The following is a 17,636-nucleotide window of genomic DNA, read 5'->3' as shown; positions in this document are numbered from 1 at the left end:
TACTTAACCCACCGGCCCTTATCATGTGGGGGGGGCGCAGTCTTCATACTAGATTGCGTTCGCGGCGCGCTCCAACAATTACTTGGGGCGGGCCCCCCCCCCCCCCCCCCCCCCCGTCATCAGATCAATTCTTGCGAGGCCGATTCAGCGCACGGTGACCGGTGCGGGCAGCGGCGGCACCACTGTCGGCTGGGTGCCTCCGACCGGGCCGGCCTGCGCGGCCATCGGAGCGGGGCCGGCAGCGCCGGGCACGGGCGCGGCGGATGCGGTCGCAGTTCCCGGCGGCGGACCACCCGGCATCACGACCACGCGGGTGCCGACCTTGACGCGATCGAACAGGTCGGAGACGTCCTCGTTCAGCATGCCGATGCAGCCGGAGGACACGAACTTGCCGATGGTCGAGGGCTGGTTGGTGCCGTGGATGCGGTAGACGGTCGAGCCGAGATACATCGCGCGGGCGCCGAGCGGATTGCCGGGACCGCCGGCCATGAAGCGCGGCAGATAGGGCTGTCGCTCGATCATCTCGGTCGGCGGATGCCAATCCGGCCACTCGGCCTTGCGGGTGATCTTCTGCACGCCCGTCCAGGTGAAACCGTCGCGGCCGACGCGGACGCCGTAGCGGATCGCACGACCGTTGCCGAGCACGTAATAGAGGTAGGTATTCGGGGTATCGACGATGAGCGTTCCGGCCGGCTCCTTGGTCGCCAGCGAGACTTCCTGGCGGCGCAGATTCTGCGGCAGCTGCGCCGGAGCAGCGTCAGGCTGCTCCTCGGGCGGGAGCGAGGCGATCGCCATCGGCCGGCCGTCGGCACCCACGGGCGGCTGCCCGGCCTGGACCGTTCCGGTCGCGCCGGGACCACCGACTGCCTCGGGCGGACGCAGGCCGTCACTGCCGGGCGCCTGTGCCGGACGATCGGCGTAGATCACCGCAGGCGGGCCGGCAGGGCGGCCGTAGCGCGGATCGTCGGGTGATGTCACGGGACCCTGCGGCGGCGCGGCCGAGTAGACGGGGGCGCCGGCGGGACGGCCATAACGGGGATCATCGGGCGACATCACCGGCCCCTGCGGCGGCGCGGCGGAATACACCGGGGGAGCGCCGGGCGGACGGCCGTAGCGCGGATCCGGGCCGGGCGGCGGCAGCGCTGCCTGCGGCATCGCATCGTCTTCATCGTCCATAGCGTCGAAATTCGGCGCGCGGTCGCCGGGCCGATATTCGGCCGGCGCGCCATAGCTCGGCGCCTGCTGGACCGGATAGCTCTGGGCCTGCGCGAGCGAGGTTCCCGCCGCAGCGACTGTTGCGGCAGCGCATATCGTCAGAAAATGTTTGATCATCATCGCTCTTGTATAGTCCCCGGGCCCCGTCCGGACCGTTAACGGCCAGATGACGGAAGATAGCGGCACATTCAAGACATTACAGGCGGATTTGTGCCCGATTTGCCGATTTGTGATCCGCAAGACTACCGTTGCCTCCTTGCATCACGGGACGAAAATCAGCCCACGCCCGAGATTGCTGGACTAGCCGGCTCTGTTTTTTACGGAACGGCGCGGAATCGTTGCGGTATGTTCGAATCAGCCTGATTCGCCGCCGCTTTGAGCTTCGATCCCCCGCGTGGCGAACGCGGCAAGCAGTACAGTCACCGCGTTCAGATGGCTCATGGGCCCTGGCCACTTCGCCGCTGGGGCGGAAATTCGCAATCCCTCGATGCTTCCCGGCTTTCGCTTTCTGTTTGCCGCGATCCTGCTGTCAGCCTCCATCCTGGTATTCGGCCTGGGCGCCGCCGCGCTGCTGCGGGCGAGCCACGAGCAGTATGTCAGCAACCCCTCCTGGCGGAATGGTCCGCAGGAGCAGGTGTTTGCACAAGCTCCCGAGCCGGCCCAGCCGGTGCTCGCGGTCCTCCGCGCCGAGCCGGAGGCGGCCACCGATCCGACGCCGTCGCTGCGCGATCAAGTCCCGACCATCGCGCTGCCGATGAGCGAGCCCGAGCCGGTCGTCGTGGTGACAACCGAGACCGACGGTCAGCCGCAGGTCGTTGCAGCTCCGGCTGACGTCCCGGCCGAACCGGCCAATGTCGAGGCCAAGGCCGAGACGACGACGGACGCCGCGGCGCCGGCCTCAAGCAACACGCTTACTCCGGCCGACGCCAGCGCATCCATCGCCGAGGCCAAGCCGGTTTCGATCGCTCTCACAAGCAAACCAACACCTGCCGCCCCCAGCGCAGCCTCGGCTTCGTCCACGTTCGACATGGCGAGCGCGAAGTTCGCCGCATTGAATAACCTGGCGACCACGGCCTGGAAGGATCCGCCGGCGAAGGCCAAGGCCGACGCTAAGGCCGACAGCAGTTCGCCGGAGAGCAAGGCGACTAAGCCGCGGGCGCACCGGGTGAAGAAGCGCCGCCGCATTGTCCGGCGTCCGCCGCCGCCGGTTCAGCAACTCGATCCGTTCGGGCAGCCGCAACCCACGCTCGCCGCAACGACGACCGCGCGCGCACGCCAGTAGGGTTACGCCGGCCCCGTTGCGATTGGCGGTCCCTTTTCCTGGCCCCATTCTGACCATGAGCCGTCGTAGAGCGCGGTGTCGGTGATGCCGAGGCGATAGAGCGCCAGCGTCAGCACGCCGGCGGAGACGCCGGAGCCGCAGCTCGTCACGATCGGCGCATCGAGCCTGACGCCGGCGTTCGCGAAGGCCGCGCGGAGATCATCGAGCGGCTTCATCGTGCCGGTCGCGGCGTCGAACAGCAGGTTATAGGGCACGTTGCGAGCGCCCGGGATATGGCCGGAGCGAATGCCCGCGCGCGGCTCGGGCGCCCGGCCCTCGAACCGGTCGGCGGCGCGCGCGTCGATCACCTGCTCGACACGGCTTTCGACGTTGGCGATCAATTGCTGCATGCTACGCACGCGCTTGGAATCGTAGCTCGCCTTGAACGTCGCGGGCTTCGGCTTCGCCTCGCCACTTTCGACCGGACGCCCCTCGGCGCGCCACTTCTTCAGGCCGCCATTGAGAATGCGCACATTGCCGTGGCCGAAGGCCAGGAACATCCACCACGCGCGGGGAGCAGCGACCCAGCCGCCGGCATCGTAGAGCACGACAGTATCGGCATTGGAGATGCCGAGTTGGCCGACGTCGCGGCCGAACTGCTCGGCGCTCGGATACATGTGCGGCAGCGGGTTGGAATGGTCCGAGACCGCATCGACGTCGAAGAACAACGCGCCCGGCAGATGCGCGGCGAGGTAATCGTCCTTCGGCAGCGGCAGCACGCCCGGCAGCTTGAAGCTGGCGTCGAGCACCTTGACGTTGGCATCGTTGATGTGGGCGGCGAGCCATTCGGTGGAGACGAGGGGATCGGTGGGGGTGGTCATTGGCTTTTCCTTGCAGTCATTACGGTGCGCGCGCAGCGCGAGAGAGTTTGATACGGCGCGCGGCAAATTCCGCTGTCATCGCCCGGCCAGTGCGCAATTGCGCACTAGGAACGGGCGATCCAGTACGCCGAGACGATTGTGCTTCAATCGATAGGCCGCGGCGTACTGGATTCCCCGCCTTCGGGGAATGACGCCGAAAATTGGAGCGGCAGCGCAGGACCCTCACCCCTTCTTCTTCGGCTCCCATTGCTCCACCGGCCCGCCGGCGTCGCGCCAGGCGGCGTAGCCGCCGGCGATGTGGGCGACGGGCTTGAGGCCCATGTCCTGCGCGGTCTTGGCGGCGAGCGCGGAGCGCAGGCCGCCGGCGCAATGGAAGACGAACTTCTTGTCCTCCTGGAACACCGGCTTGGCATAAGGGCTCTGCGGATCGATCCAGAATTCGAGCATGCCACGGGTGCAGGCGAACGCGCCGGGGATGCGGCCGTCGCGTTCGATCTCGCGGGGATCGCGGATATCGACGATAACGACGTCGCCGTTCTTCGAGATCTCGATGGCGCCCTTGGCGGTGAGCGTCTCGATCTCGGCATTGGCCTCGTCGATCAGCGCCTTGATGCCGCGGGTGATGGTCTGGGGCATGTGGCTCTCCCTCTTGTTCTGTCGCCGATCCCAGGCGATCTGCCGGAGGCGGTGGTCACCTCTCCCGCTTGCGGGAGAGGTCGCGGAGCGAAGCGACGCGGGTGAGGGCTCTCTCCTCTAGGGGAGCGTCGCCCGTGGAGAGACCCTCTTCCCGACCCTCCCCCGCAAGCGGGGGAGGGAGCGCGATCCCATCGCCGATGGAGCGCCTCGTCATCAGCTAGTGCGTCAATTCCTTCATCGCACCCTCGAGCCCCTCGATCGTGATCGGATACATGCGGTTGGCGAAGATGCGTTTGATGATGGTGGTGGATTCCGAATAGTCCCAATGCTTCTGCTGCACAGGGTTGAGCCACACCGCATGCGGATAGGTGCGGATGATGCGGTCGAGCCAGACCGAGCCGGGCTCCTCGTTGACGTGCTCGACCGAGCCGCCGGGTACCATGATCTCGTAAGGCGACATCGAGGCGTCACCGACGAACACGATCTTGTAGTCGTGCGGGTATTTGTGCAGCACGTCCCAGGTCGGGGTGCGGTCGGTGAAGCGGCGCTTGTTCTGCTTCCACACGCCTTCATAGAGGCAGTTGTGGAAGTAGAAATATTCCATGTGCTTGAACTCGCTCTTCGCCGCCGAGAACAACTCCTCCACCTGCTCGATATGCGCGTCCATCGAGCCGCCGATGTCGAAGAACACCAGCAGCTTCACCGCGTTGCGGCGCTCGGGCCGCATGTGCACGTCGAGATAGCCGTGATTGGCGGTTTCGCGGATGGTGGTGTCGAGGTCGAGTTCATCAGGCGCGCCGGTGCGCGCGAATTTGCGCAGGCGCCGCAGCGCCACCTTGATGTTGCGGATGCCGAGCTCGACATTGCCGTCGAGGTCTTTGAACTCGCGCTTGTCCCACACCTTCACGGCGCGGTTGTTGCGGTTCTTGTGCTGGCCGATGCGTATGCCTTCGGGATTGTAGCCATGGGCGCCGAACGGCGAGGTGCCCGCCGTGCCGATCCATTTCGAGCCGCCCTGATGGCGGCCCTTCTGCTCCTCGAGGCGCTTCTTCAGGGTCTCCATGAGCTTGTCCCAGCCCATGGCCTCGATCTGCTTCTTCTCGTCGTCGGTCAGGTATTTCTCGGCGAGCTTCTTCAGCCATTCCTCGGGGATCTCGGCCCCCTCCATGGCGTCGAGCAGGCTTTCCAGTCCCTTGAACACGGTGCCGAAGACGCGATCGAACTTGTCGAGGTTGCGCTCGTCCTTCACCAGCGAGGTGCGCGACAGATAATAGAAATTCTCGACCGAATAGTCCGACAGATCAGCATCGAGCGCCTCCATCAGCGTGAGGTATTCGCGCAGCGTCACGGGGACCTGCGCATCGCGCAGAGAAGTGAAGAATTGCAGGAACATGGGTGACAGATTGCCCGTCGGGGGGCGAACGTCAAGGGGCGGAGGCCACTGCTCTGCGCTGGACCGGGAGGCTTTTTGCTCTAGAATTGGCGGTCTCACGGGGTTGTTTTGGGGACGTTTGCAATGGGAATTCTCGCAGCGCTCATCATTGGCGCGATCGCAGGCTGGCTTGCCGGCAAGATTGTCCACGGGGCGGGATTTGGGCTGATCGGCAACATCGTCGTCGGCATCATCGGTGCACTCGTGGCCGGCTGGATTCTGCCTCAGCTGCACATCCAGCTCGCAACGGGCACGGTCGGAGCCATCGTGGATGCCACGATCGGCGCGGTGATTGTGCTCGTCATCCTTTCGCTGATAAAACGGGTCTGAAAGCCTGACCGAACCAGGAACGGCCGCCACGCGCGGCCGTTCCCATGTCGCGACCGGGGCAATGCCGGGACGACGACCAACAAGGACGCGCGATGAAATTTACCGGCACCAAGGACTATGTTGCGACCGACGATCTCAAGGTCGCGGTCAATGCCTCGATCGTGCTGGAGCGCCCGCTGCTCATCAAGGGCGAGCCCGGCACCGGCAAGACGGTGCTGGCGGAGGAAGTGGCGAAGGCGCTGAACGCCCCGCTTCTGACCTGGCACATCAAGTCCACCACCAAGGCACAGCAAGGCCTCTACGAATACGACGCGGTGTCGCGCCTGCGCGACAGCCAGCTCGGCGATGCGCGCGTGTCCGACATCAAGAACTACATCAAGCGCGGCAAGCTGTGGGATGCCTTCACCGCCGAGCAGCGCCCGGTGCTGCTGATCGACGAGATCGACAAGGCCGATATCGAATTCCCGAACGATCTCTTGCTCGAGCTCGACCGCATGGAATTCCATGTCTACGAGACCGGCGAGACGATCAAGGCCAAGCAGCGCCCGATCATGATGATCACCTCCAACAACGAGAAGGAGCTGCCGGACGCGTTCCTGCGCCGCTGCTTCTTCCACTACATCAAGTTCCCCGATGCCGATACCATGACCCGGATCGTCGATGTCCACTTCCCCGGCATCAAGAAGCGGCTGGTCGAGGAAGCCCTGCGCATCTTCTTCGAGGTCCGCGAAGTGCCCGGGTTGAAGAAGAAGCCGTCGACCTCGGAGCTGCTCGACTGGCTCAAGCTGCTGCTCAACGAAGACATGAGCGTCGAGCAGTTGCGCGAACGCGATCCGCGCAAGCTGATCCCGCCGCTGCACGGTGCGCTGCTCAAGAACGAGCAGGACGTGCATCTGTTCGAGCGGCTGGCGTTTCTGAGCCGACGGGAAGTGTAGACAACGGCTCTGCACGCTCGCAATCGCAAGGCGAACGCGCGACGAGCGAACCTGCCAGGACCGGGGGCCCGATCACAGCAGGACAATTCCGTAGTCCTGGCGATCGCTGCTGTTTCGCAACGGGCCAGAAATCCGTCGCGGGCATATGCCGCAAGCCTTCGCGTTGCCGAATTCGTCACCCGGAGCTCAAGCTCGGACGTCCGGGCTGCGACGAGCCCTGGTGTTGCGTTGCCTGGCTTTCCGGCGATCACCAGCTTTTCCACAACGCTCTCGACATTGCGCGATACGCGCGCGAGCTTCCTTGGCGCCGGACCACTCATCGGTGTCGAAGGCCCGTTCCCATTTGCCGGCAAATGGTCGTTCGATATGCCGGCGACGCCGCCCTGCTCCTCGGCCGGCAACGGTCGGCGACCAGTTCGTCGAACCTGTTCTCGGTAACGCCGTCGGTCCTTTCTCTCCTCGTTCCAATCGCGAATACGCTCAACACGGGCAACGATCGGCACGGCCCCCGCGTCACGCTCGCGGGAGGTCCGAGGCCAGGTAGGCCACCCGGCCATCCGCAGACCGGTACGCGAACGGGATCTCTGGGCGATTTCGAGCCGCCCTCGCGCAACCGGATGCTCGGCGGTGACCTGCCCTTCGCCAAATCCACTGGTTGCGCACCGGGAGCCACGCTAGAATTCCCCCATGACAGTGACCGACATTGCGAGCCGAACCTATAATCACAGCTGGCGGCTGGATCCCATCATCCGCAGCCTGCTTGATACCGACTTCTACAAACTATTGATGTTGCAAATGATTCGGGAATCTTACCCGCATCAGCAGGTGACATTCTCGGTCATCAACCGATCGCGCCATGTGCGGCTCGCCGAAATCATCGACGAGGGCGAGCTGCGCGCCCAGCTCGACCACGCCCGCACCATCCGCTTCACCAAGAAAGAGCTGATCTGGCTTGCCGGTAACACTTTCTACGGCAAGACCCACATGTTCTCGGCGGACTTCATCCGCTGGCTCGCCGAATTCCGGCTGCCCGAATACGAGCTGCGCAAGGTCGAAGGCCAGTACGAGCTGCACTTCCACGGGCCGTGGAGCCATACCACGATGTGGGAGATTCCTGCGCTCGCCATTCTCAACGAATTGCGCTCGCGCGCAGCGATGAAGGGCCGCGGCCGCTTCGAGCTCGACGTGCTCTATGCCCGCGCCAAGGCCAAGCTTTGGACCAAGGTGGAGCGGCTGCGCAAACTGGATGGCTTGCGGCTCTCCGATTTCGGCACCCGTCGCCGCCATGGCTTCCTTTGGCAGCGCTGGTGCGTGGAGGCCGTGAAGGAAGGCCTGGGCCCGTCCTTCATCGGCACCTCCAACGTGCTGCTCGCGATGGACAATGATCTCGAAGCCATCGGCACCAATGCCCATGAACTGCCGATGGTCGCCGCGGCGCTCGCCAAGGACGACGAGGAATTGCGCTGGGCGCCCTATCGCATCCTCGACCAGTGGCGCCAGACCTATGGCGGCAACCTCCTGATCGCGCTGCCCGACGCTTTTGGCACCAAGGCGTTCCTGCGCGATGCGCCGGAATGGGTTGCAGACTGGACCGGCTTCCGCCCCGACAGCGCGCCGCCGATCCAGGCCGGCGAGGAGATCATCAAATGGTGGGAGCAGAAGGGCCGCAATCCCAGGGACAAGCTGCTGGTGTTCTCCGACGCGATGGACGTTGGCTCGATCGAGGAGACCTACCACCACTTCACCGGCCGGGTGCGGCTCTCGTTCGGCTGGGGCACCAATCTCACCAATGATTTCGTCGGCTGCACGCCGGACGGATCGTTCAATCTCGATCCGATTTCGCTGGTCTGCAAGGTGTCATCGGTCGACGGACATCCGGCCGTCAAGCTCTCCGACAATCCCGAGAAGGCGACCGGCCTGCCTTCGGAGATCGAGCGCTATTTGCGCGTCTTCGGCGACGCCGGCCGCGTGCGCAAGCCGGTGCTGGTCTAGCGGCAGGGCAATCTCTCCATCGGGTAAACCACTTGGGGCGAATGCGCGACATCGGCTCGCCGATGTCGCGTCAGTTCCGGTTCGACGGCATTTGCAACGATCTGCCAGCATCCGCTTCACAACGCCTTCACCCTGCGACGCAGTCTCCCGGCATTTTCAAGTCGAGTTAAGCACCTTTCGCGCGTAATCCGCGTTATGAGCGGATCGCTCCGCTGGGGTCGTTGAGCGACTTGGGGAAACGCAACGTGTTTCGCAGAACAGCGCCGTCAACGAAGGGACGCAACTTCCTTCACGTCGTCAAACTCGTCTCGCCTTTCGTCACGGTCGTTCTGCTGCAGGCGGCGATCGCCGGATTCAGCCTGGAGGTTATGTCCTCGGTCCGCGCCTATGTCGCGGGCGAAGCGCTATGGTCGCGCTCGCAGAAGAACGCCGTCTATTTCCTCAATCTCTATCTGCATTCGGGCGACGCCAGCCAGTTTGCGCAATATCAGACCTCGCTGGCCGTTCCCATCGGCGACGAGTTCGCGCGCTGGGCGCTCGAGCGCGATCCGGTCGACGTCGAGGCCGCTCGCATCGGCTTCCTGCAAGGCGGCAACCATCCCGATGACGTGCCGGGACTGATATGGCTGTTTCGCTACTTCAAACAGGTCAGCTTTCTCAAGGAAGCGATCCGTGAGTGGGCTGCCACCGACCCCATGCTGCTGGAGCTGAGCGTGTTCGGCGAGGTCATCCGGTCAGAGTCGAAGAACGGGCCGGTTCAGGACGGCAAGCGCCGGCAATTGTTGTCGTCGCGGCTGTCGGAGCTCAACACTCAGTTCACGGTGCACGCCAAGCGGTTCTCCACCGTTCTCGGTGAAGGCTCGCGCGCCATCAAGATGACGCTGACTGGCGTCAATATCGTCACAGCCGCGACGCTGATCCTGCTCCTGATCTGGCACACGCGGCGATTGGTGCTGCAACGACAGGCGTTCGAGGATGCCCTGCATGCCGAGAAAGAGCGCCTGGCCTGGCAGGCGTCGCACGACTGGCTGACCGGCCTGTCCAACCGTCGCGCCTTCGAGGCCCGCCTGCAAAGCGAGTTGGACGACACCGCGGCGGGTTCGGTGGGCCTGATCCTGCTCGATCTCGACCAGTTCAAGGACGTCAACGACAGTTGCGGTCACCTCGCCGGCGACCGTCTGCTCCGCCAGATTTCGCGCCTCCTGCTACAGGAGCGGCGGCCGCATGACCTGGTGGCCCGGCTCGGCGGTGACGAATTCGGCTTAATCCTTCCCCGATGCACGCCGTACGACGCCGTGGATATCGCCGAACGGCTGCGCCGGTCGCTCGAGCTATCCGTCTTCGCCTGGGACGATCGTTGCTTTGCAGTGACGGCCAGTATCGGCGTTGCCTGCATCACCGACGGCAACGCCACGCTCGAGGACGCGATGCGGCGCGCGGATGCCGCCTGCTATCGCGCCAAGGAGAACGGACGCAACCGTGTTCAGGTCGACAACGGGACGACGGACGTCGTCGTCGTCACCTCGCGGCAGCGCAAGGCCGCCAGCGCATAGCAGCGCTCAGCACGTTATCGCATTGGCAGAATCCCGAGCCCCGCGAGATGCGCATCCAGAAATTGTTCGACCTGCTGGCGCAGCATCTGCGGCGGTACGGCCACCATGCGCTCTTCGAGGCCGAGCGAGATGATCCCGTGCACGGCGGAAAACAGTGTGCGTGACAGCAGCGCGATCTGCACGTCGTCTGCCTTCGGAAGCAGCCGCACCAGGGGCGCATGCATCAGCGCGAAGGCCTCCATCACCATCTGAAGGATGTCATCGGGGTAAGGGCGGTCGTCCTCCATCCGATGTTCGAACAGCGAGCGCAGCAGATTGGCGTGCTCCGCGAAGAATTCGAGGTAGGTCGCAGCCAGCCCATAGAGCTGGCGAACCGGATCCTCGGCTGGAACTTGGCCCAGCCGCACCGTTAGGGCATTAACGGTCTCCCGATTCACGGTCAGGATTACGCCGTCGAAGTCGCCGAACTCGTTATAGACACTTCCAACCGAGCAGCCGGCGGCGTCAGCGACGTCCCGGACTTTCAACGATTTCAGCCCTTTAGTGGCAATAATGCTGCGAGCGATCTCCACGATCTGCTGCCGCCGTCGAGATTTTTTTCGGTCTCGCAACGATTCGTCTTGAACATTGTTCATTTTCAGGCTACTCATCTGAACAATGTTCAAGTTAGTCGGGAGACCTTCAAAATGCAAACCCTCGCTGTTGATATCGCCTCCACCTTCGTCGATGACGCCACAGCTCTCGTGACCGGATTTGGCCGCGCCCTCCTGCGGCTCGCAATGGGGCCGATCGATCGCATCGCAAATGCCTGCGACATTGCCGGCGTCCTGACCGAGCGCCGCGCGACCTTCCGGATGTGGCGGGCCAACCGCCGCGTTCGTCGTGAGGGCCGCCGCTTTAACCTGCTCGGCCGCCTCTCGCCCTTTCGCCGCCTCGCCCATCTCACCTGAGGCGCGCACGCCTCCTTGCCGGAGCGTGATAGAGCCGCGACCAACCATTTGCGAACCAAATGTCGCCACGCGGAGACCAACAGGATCGGAAGGCAAAGGCGTAGAGCAGGCCGGGGACGATCGTCGTCAACCCGCAAATGCCCGTCGCATCTCCTCCGGTCCCGACGCCCATCGGACAATGAAACAACCTCAGACAGCGTTTCCAAAACAGGACTAGTCATGATCAGGGATTTGATGTCGTCACGCCGCTTCGCGCCGCTGTTCTGGGCGCAATTCTTCTCGGCGCTGAACGACAACGTGCTCAAGAACGCACTCGTCATCATCCTGCTTTACAGTGCCGCGACCGGCCACGGAGATGCGCTGGTGACGGTCGCGGGCGCCGTCTTCATCTTCCCCTACTTCATCCTGTCCGGGCTCGGCGGCCAGCTCGCCGACAAATATGTCAAATCCGTCGTCGCAAGGCGGCTCAAATTCGCCGAGATCTTTGCCGCGGGCTTTGCCGCGGCCGGTTTCTTCCTGCACTCGGTGCCGCTGCTGTTCGCAGCGCTCGCACTGTTCGGCGTCATCGCCGCGCTGTTCGGTCCCGTGAAATATTCGATGCTGCCGGACCAGCTCGAGCTCGGCGAGCTCGCGACCGGCAACGCGCTGGTCGAAGGCGCGACCTTCATGGCCATCCTGCTCGGCACCGTTGCCGGCGGCCAGTTCGTGGCCGGCTCCGCGCATATGGGCTGGGTCGCATCGGCCGTGGTCGTGCTGGCCCTGCTGTCCTGGGCCTTCGCCTCCCGCATTCCCGCGACGACGCAGTCCGCACCCGATCTGCCGGTCAACGGCAATCCCTGGACCTCGACGCTCGGCCTGTTGAAGACCTTGCACGCCGACCATCGGCTGTGGGACGGCACCGTGATCGTCTCCTGGTTCTGGCTGGTGGGCGCCATCGTGCTCTCGCTGCTGCCGGCGCTGGTCAAGGAGGTCATCGGTGGCACCGAGGGCGTGGTGACGTTGTGTCTCGCGATCTTCGCAATCGGCATTGCCATCGGCTCGCTGTTCGCCGCGAATCTGAGCCATGTTCGCCCGAACCTCGCGCTGGTGCCGATCGGCGCCATCATGATGGGGTTTGCCGGCCTCGACCTCGCCTGGGCGATCGGCGTGACCGCCAAGGGCCAGGACATCACCGCCGCCGACTTCGCGACCTCGTTCGCGGGCCTGCGCATGCTGGTCGATTTCGTCGCCTTCGCATTCGGCGGCGGGCTGTTCGTCGTGCCTTCCTTCGCCGCCGTCCAGGCCTGGTCCGCCCCCTCCGAGCGCGCCCGCATCATCGCCGCCGGAAACGTGCTGCAGGCCGCCTTCATGGTAGCCGGCTCGCTGTTCGTCGCGCTGTTGCAGGCCGGCGGATTGCACATCGGCTGGATTTTCTTCGGCCTCGGCGTCGCCAGCTTCGGCGCAGTCTGGTTCGTGCTGACGAAGTGGGGCAAGGAAGGCGTTCGCGACTTTGGCGGGCTGCTGTTCCGCGCGCTGTTCCGCACCGAGGTCCGCGGGCTGGAGAACCTGCCGCCTGCTGGCACGCGCATGCTGATCGCGCCCAACCATGTCAGCCTGATCGACGGCCCGCTGCTGCACGCCGTGCTGCCGATCGACGCGAGCTTCGCGGTTGATACCGGCATCGCCAAGGCCTGGTGGGCCAAGCCGTTCCTGCGGGTGGTCAAGCACTACACCATGGACCCCAGCAAGCCGCTGGCCGCGCGCGACCTCATCAAGCTCGTCGCCGCCGGAGAGCCGGTGGTGATCTTCCCGGAGGGACGCATCACCGTCTCCGGCTCGCTGATGAAGGTCTATGACGGCACCGCGATGATCGCGGACAAGGCCGACGCGGTCGTCGTCCCGATCCGCATCGAAGGCGCCCAACGCTCGCATCTCAGCTATCTCAACGGCAGCCAGATCAAGCGCACGTGGTTTCCGCGGGTGACCGTCACCATCCTGCCGCCGGTTAAGCTGCCGGTCGATCCGTCGCTCAAGGGCAAGACGCGCCGCAATGCCGCGGGCGCAGCACTTCAGGACGTGATGATCGACGCGATGGTGAAGAACGCCATGCTCGATCACACTCTCTTCGAAGCGCTCGGACACGCCTATCGCGACCGCGACACCGGCAAGGTCATCGTCGAGGACGCGCTCGGCACCAAGCTGACCTATCGCAAGCTGATCCTGGGCGCCCAGGTCTTGAGCCGCAAGCTGGAGAACGGCACCGCTGTCGGTGAGAATGTCGGCGTGCTGCTGCCGAATTCCGCAGGCGTTGCCGTCGTCTTCATGGCGCTGCAAAATATCGGCCGGGTGCCGGCGATGCTGAACTTCTCGGCCGGCCCGGTCAACGTGCTCGCCGCCATGAAAGCCGCACAGGTCAAGACCGTGCTGACGTCGAAAGCTTTCATCGAGAAGGGCAAGCTCGACAAGCTGATGGCGGCAATCTCCGCGGAAGTTCGCGTCGTCTATCTCGAGGATGTCCGCGCCTCGATCGGCGCGGCCGACAAGATCAAGGGCCTGCTCGCCGGCACTGCGCCGCGCGTCGTCCGCCAGGCGAGCGATCCGGCCGTCGTGCTGTTCACGTCGGGCTCGGAAGGCACGCCCAAGGGCGTCGTGCTGTCCCACCGCAATATCCTTGCGAACGCTGCACAGGCGCTGGCGCGGGTCGATGCCAACGCCAATGACAAGGTGTTCAACGTGCTGCCGGTGTTCCACTCGTTTGGGCTTACAGGCGGAATGATGATGCCGCTGCTCGCGGGCATTCCGATCTACATGTACCCCTCGCCGCTGCACTATCGGATCGTGCCCGAGCTTATCTACCAGACCGGCGCCACGATCCTGTTCGGCACCGACACGTTCCTCACCGGCTACGCCCGCTCGGCGCATGCCTACGACTTCCGTACGCTGCGCCTGGTGATCGCCGGCGCCGAGGCGGTCAAGGATCGCACCCGGCAGGTCTTCATGGAGCGCTACGGCATCCGCATCCTCGAAGGCTATGGCGTCACCGAGACCGCGCCGGTGCTGGCGATGAACACGCCCATGGCCAATCGTCCCGGCACGGTCGGCCGCCTGTCGCCGCTGATGGAAAGCCGCCTCGACCCCGTCCCCGGCATCGAGGAAGGTGGACGCCTGTCGGTGCGCGGACCGAACGTGATGCTCGGATACTTGCGGGCCGAAAATCCGGGCGTTCTCGAACCGCTCGCCGAGGGTTGGCACGACACCGGCGACATCGTCGCGATCGACCCGGCCGGCTTCATCACCATCAAGGGACGCGCCAAGCGCTTTGCCAAGATCGCCGGCGAAATGGTCTCGCTGTCGGCGGTCGAGAACATCGCGACGACGCTGTGGCCGCAGGCCGCATCGGTCGCCGTGTCGATCCCGGACCCGCGCAAGGGCGAGCGCATCGTGCTGCTGACGACGGAAAAGAACGCCGAGCGTAGCGCCATGCAGGGCCACGCAAAGACGATCGGCGCGTCCGAGCTGACCGTTCCCGCAGCGATCATGGTGGTCGACAAGGTGCCATTGCTCGGCACCGGCAAGACCGACTACGTCACCGCAACGACGATGGCCCGCGAGCAGGCATCCGCGCCGGAGCGCGAGGTGGCGTAAGAGAGATGCACGAGGCGTCTCAATCAAGCGAGGCGCGATGCCCTGGAGTGGTTCTGCTTCACGGCATCGCGCGCACCTCGGCGTCCCTGATCAGACTGGAACGGGCGCTCCGGGCCAGCGGCTTTGCAACGCTCAACATCGACTATGCCAGCCGCCGCAAGACGATCACGGCGCTCGCGGACGATATTCACCTGGAAGTCGCCCGCTTCGCCGAGCGTGAGGCGCCGCTGCATTTCGTCGCGCATTCGATGGGCGGTCTGGTGACGCGCGCCTATATCGCGAAATATCGTCCGGACCGGCTTGCCGGCGTGGTGATGCTGGGCACGCCAAACGGCGGCAGCGAGGTCGCCGATCTCCTGAGCGGATATCGCCTCTACAGCGCATTCTACGGACCCGCCGGACTCGAGCTCACCACCACGTCCACGCCCCGGTCTGACGCCCTGCCCGCGGTGGACTATCCCGTCGGCGTGATCGCGGGAAACCGCTTCATCGATCCCGTCGCCGGCCTCTTGGTTCTGCCGAAGCCAAATGACGGACGGGTCTCAGTGCAAAGCGCGATGGTCGCCGGCATGGCCGACCATATCGTCGTGAAGGCGTCCCATACCGGACTTCCGCGTCACGCCGCCGCCATCGAACAGACCATCGCTTTCCTGCGCGATGGCCGCTTCCGCACCATCTGAATCAAGAACCGGCATCGCTGCGTCGCTCCTGCGCGTAACGCACCAGTGCCGCGAAGCGATAGATGCCGTGCACGAACTTGCCGTACGGCATGGTGACGAACAGCGCGAACACTGCACCCAAATGCAGCGTCAGCAGCGGCCCCATGGCTGCAGTCTCGCGCAGAATCAGAAGCAGCATGCCGGTGAAGCCGGTGAGGAACAACATGGCGATAAAGCCGACATCCATGCCATAGCGCTGCTCGTCGAGCAGCGCCGGATCGCGCCGCATCTTGGCGACGAACAGGCCGATCGGCCCGATGATCAGACCGATGCCACCGAGCGTGCCGAGCACCACCGGCAGATCCCACCACGGATACGGCGCCTCGCGCCCGAGCAGATAGTGATACAGCGTGGCGACCGAGGTCGCGGCGAAGCAGAGCAGGAAGCCGTAGAAGGTCAGGTGATGGAAAAGCTTGCGCCGGTCGGTCGGCTTGTCATCCTCATTGTAGCAGCCGACGCCGCCACCATGGAGATAGCGCAACTCACCAGCGTCCCGCATCGCCTGAAAGATCGAGCCACCGTCCGGACGGCCGCCGATCGGTGGACCGATATCCCGCCAGAACGCGCGCACGCTCATCACCAGCGCGAAGATCGCATAAAGGAAGGCCGCGCTGAACAACGCCGCCATCGCGTTGTGCGGCATCAACTTGTAGAAAGCGCCGGGGCCGGTGTGCACGCCGAACAGCACGGTGCGGTCGTTCAGGGCCGCGAAGCCGAGGATGAAGGCGGCCATGCTGAGCGCGGCGACGATGCTGATGACGAGACCGTTACGCGCGAAGACACCGGACAGCGCCTGTGGCCAGGCATAGGCCGCGTAGGATTCCGCGCGCGCGATCGCCAGCGTCTGCGGAACGTTGACGTTGAATTCGTGCGGCGGCGAGAACTGGCAGTCGACGTAGCAGGCGCCGCAGCCATGGCAGAGATTGGCGAGATAATTGAGGTCGCCGTCGGAAAAGGCGCGACGCATCTCCATGGCGGGAAATACCGCGCAAAGACCCTCGCAGTAACGGCAGGAATTGCAGACCGTCATCAGGCGGTCGGCTTCGTCCAGAATTTTGGTTCCGTGCATGGCTTTACTTCGTCAGGCCTTTGCTCTCGAGCCATTTCTGGATCAGGGCTGCGACCTCGAGGTTGTTCTTGTCCATCATCACCATATGCGAATTGCCCTTGATGCCGGCCTGCGGGAGATCGACGATGCCGACGCTGCCCCCGGCCGCCTTGACGGCGTCCGCAAAGGCGATGCCGTTGGCGCGGATCTTGGGCCAGCGCGAATCGCGCTCGATATAGTCGCCGTAGATGATGAGGGTCGGAATGTTCTTCAGCACATCCGCTTTGGCGGGATCGCCGATGCCGGCCGGCTCGATCGCAATCAGCGCCTTCACCTTGTCGGGGCGGGCTTGCGCGACCTTGAAGCCGAAGGTGCCGGCTTGGCTGTGGAACAGCAGCACCGAGGGGCCGACGCGATCGATCTCGGCGATATAGGCGGCGATGGTCGCATCGTCGGTCGTGGTCCAGCGGGGCACGTTCTGCTTGACGAAATTCTCGTAACCCTCGACGGGGAATTGGTTGCCCGGCAACAATTTTCGCTTGGCGGGATCGGGATCGTAGGAGTTCGGTCCATCGCCGATGCGGAAACGCTCGAACGGATTGGCCGTGGTCAGGAAGACCGGCTCGCTCTTGAAAATATCGGGGTACTGCGCCCAGCCCGCGCGTCCGCGCTCTACCGCGTCGGAGTTATAGACCGCCCACCCCTTGCGCAGAAAATAATTCAGCCAGCCTTCGCGTCCGTCAGGCGTGGTCTCGTAGGTGACGCCGGTCAATCCGCCGCCGTGCCACATCAGCAAAGGATAGGCACCCTTCTCGTTTGCCGGCAGGAAATACTGCACGTACATCTGCTCGACCTGATACGTGCCGTTGGGATCGACCTTGGCCGGCACTCCGCCGGGCGCGAACACGACCTCCCTCACCGGCTTGCCGGAGATTTCGACAAGACGCCCACCGACATGGAACGAACCCATGTCTCGCAGCGTGATCGGCTCGGCCGCGTGGGCGTGGCCGACGATCAGCAGCGCCGCGATCGAGGCAATGGCAATGCGTGACATGGTTCC

The 17,636-nt window shown here is 64.5% G+C and carries 14 protein-coding genes; 7 read left to right on the top strand and 7 right to left on the bottom strand.

Annotation, left to right across the window (positions count from 1 at the left end; translation table 11 throughout):
• Positions 1-144: 144 nt before the first annotated feature.
• Positions 145-1,332 carry a L,D-transpeptidase family protein gene (locus ABIB80_RS29690; protein ID WP_007600703.1) on the bottom strand — a complete coding sequence of 396 codons (1,188 nt, stop codon included), beginning with the start codon at positions 1,330-1,332 and terminating at the stop codon, positions 145-147.
• A 322-nt stretch (positions 1,333-1,654) separates the two neighbouring features.
• Between ABIB80_RS29690 and ABIB80_RS29685 the strand changes: the two genes are divergently transcribed.
• On the top strand, positions 1,655-2,497 hold the full coding sequence (locus ABIB80_RS29685; protein ID WP_007600702.1) for a hypothetical protein: 843 nt from the start codon (positions 1,655-1,657) through the stop codon (positions 2,495-2,497).
• Positions 2,498-2,499: 2 nt separating this feature from the next.
• Here ABIB80_RS29685 and sseA read toward each other — a convergent pair whose 3' ends face one another.
• From sseA to ABIB80_RS29670, 3 genes are all read right to left on the bottom strand, one after another.
• Positions 2,500-3,357, bottom strand: a complete 858-nt coding sequence (sseA, locus tag ABIB80_RS29680) for a 3-mercaptopyruvate sulfurtransferase (protein WP_007600701.1) — start codon at positions 3,355-3,357, stop codon at positions 2,500-2,502.
• 222 nt (positions 3,358-3,579) lie between these two features.
• On the bottom strand, positions 3,580-3,993 hold the full coding sequence (locus ABIB80_RS29675) for a rhodanese-like domain-containing protein (protein ID WP_007600700.1): 414 nt from the start codon (positions 3,991-3,993) through the stop codon (positions 3,580-3,582).
• Positions 3,994-4,210: 217 nt separating this feature from the next.
• Complete coding sequence (locus ABIB80_RS29670) at positions 4,211-5,386, bottom strand: vWA domain-containing protein (protein ID WP_007600698.1); 1,176 nt, start codon at positions 5,384-5,386, stop codon at positions 4,211-4,213.
• Positions 5,387-5,509: 123 nt separating this feature from the next.
• Here ABIB80_RS29670 and ABIB80_RS29665 point away from each other — a divergent pair, with 123 nt between their 5' ends.
• From ABIB80_RS29665 to ABIB80_RS29650, 4 genes are all read left to right on the top strand, one after another.
• Positions 5,510-5,755 (top strand): GlsB/YeaQ/YmgE family stress response membrane protein, encoded by a 246-nt coding sequence (locus ABIB80_RS29665; protein WP_007600697.1) that lies wholly within the window; start codon positions 5,510-5,512, stop codon positions 5,753-5,755.
• Between the two features lie 92 nt (positions 5,756-5,847).
• Complete coding sequence (locus ABIB80_RS29660) at positions 5,848-6,690, top strand: AAA family ATPase (RefSeq protein ID WP_007600695.1); 843 nt, start codon at positions 5,848-5,850, stop codon at positions 6,688-6,690.
• Between the two features lie 687 nt (positions 6,691-7,377).
• The gene (pncB, locus tag ABIB80_RS29655; RefSeq protein WP_007600693.1) at positions 7,378-8,682 is read left to right on the top strand and encodes a nicotinate phosphoribosyltransferase; all 1,305 of its coding nucleotides are present in this window, start codon (positions 7,378-7,380) and stop codon (positions 8,680-8,682) included.
• A 245-nt stretch (positions 8,683-8,927) separates the two neighbouring features.
• Entirely contained in the window at positions 8,928-10,235 is a 1,308-nt protein-coding gene (locus ABIB80_RS29650; protein ID WP_007600691.1) for a GGDEF domain-containing protein, read from the top strand.
• Positions 10,236-10,249: 14 nt separating this feature from the next.
• Here the strand turns inward: ABIB80_RS29650 and ABIB80_RS29645 are convergent, their stop codons facing one another.
• Entirely contained in the window at positions 10,250-10,870 is a 621-nt protein-coding gene (locus tag ABIB80_RS29645) for a TetR/AcrR family transcriptional regulator (RefSeq protein ID WP_007600688.1), read from the bottom strand.
• A gap of 534 nt (positions 10,871-11,404) precedes the next feature.
• Between ABIB80_RS29645 and ABIB80_RS29640 the strand changes: the two genes are divergently transcribed.
• Positions 11,405-14,809: an acyl-[ACP]--phospholipid O-acyltransferase gene (locus ABIB80_RS29640; RefSeq protein WP_354128872.1), complete on the top strand. Its 3,405-nt coding sequence runs from the start codon at positions 11,405-11,407 to the stop codon at positions 14,807-14,809.
• A 5-nt stretch (positions 14,810-14,814) separates the two neighbouring features.
• Positions 14,815-15,489, top strand: a complete 675-nt coding sequence (locus ABIB80_RS29635; protein ID WP_007600685.1) for an esterase/lipase family protein — start codon at positions 14,815-14,817, stop codon at positions 15,487-15,489.
• Between the two features lies 1 nt (position 15,490).
• Here the strand turns inward: ABIB80_RS29635 and tcuB are convergent, their stop codons facing one another.
• Both tcuB and ABIB80_RS29625 read right to left on the bottom strand, forming a co-directional pair.
• Entirely contained in the window at positions 15,491-16,597 is a 1,107-nt protein-coding gene (tcuB, locus tag ABIB80_RS29630; protein WP_007600684.1) for a tricarballylate utilization 4Fe-4S protein TcuB, read from the bottom strand.
• Between the two features lie 4 nt (positions 16,598-16,601).
• A complete protein-coding gene (locus ABIB80_RS29625) occupies positions 16,602-17,630 on the bottom strand; it encodes an alpha/beta hydrolase (RefSeq protein ID WP_007600682.1) in 1,029 nt (342 codons plus the stop codon).
• Positions 17,631-17,636: the final 6 nt, after the last annotated feature.

The organism is Bradyrhizobium sp. i1.15.2 (genome assembly GCF_040548425.1).
Lineage (GTDB): Bacteria > Pseudomonadota > Alphaproteobacteria > Rhizobiales > Xanthobacteraceae > Bradyrhizobium > Bradyrhizobium canariense.
Note: the sequence above shows the minus strand (reverse complement) of the source record. Positions and strands in the feature narration are given on the sequence as shown.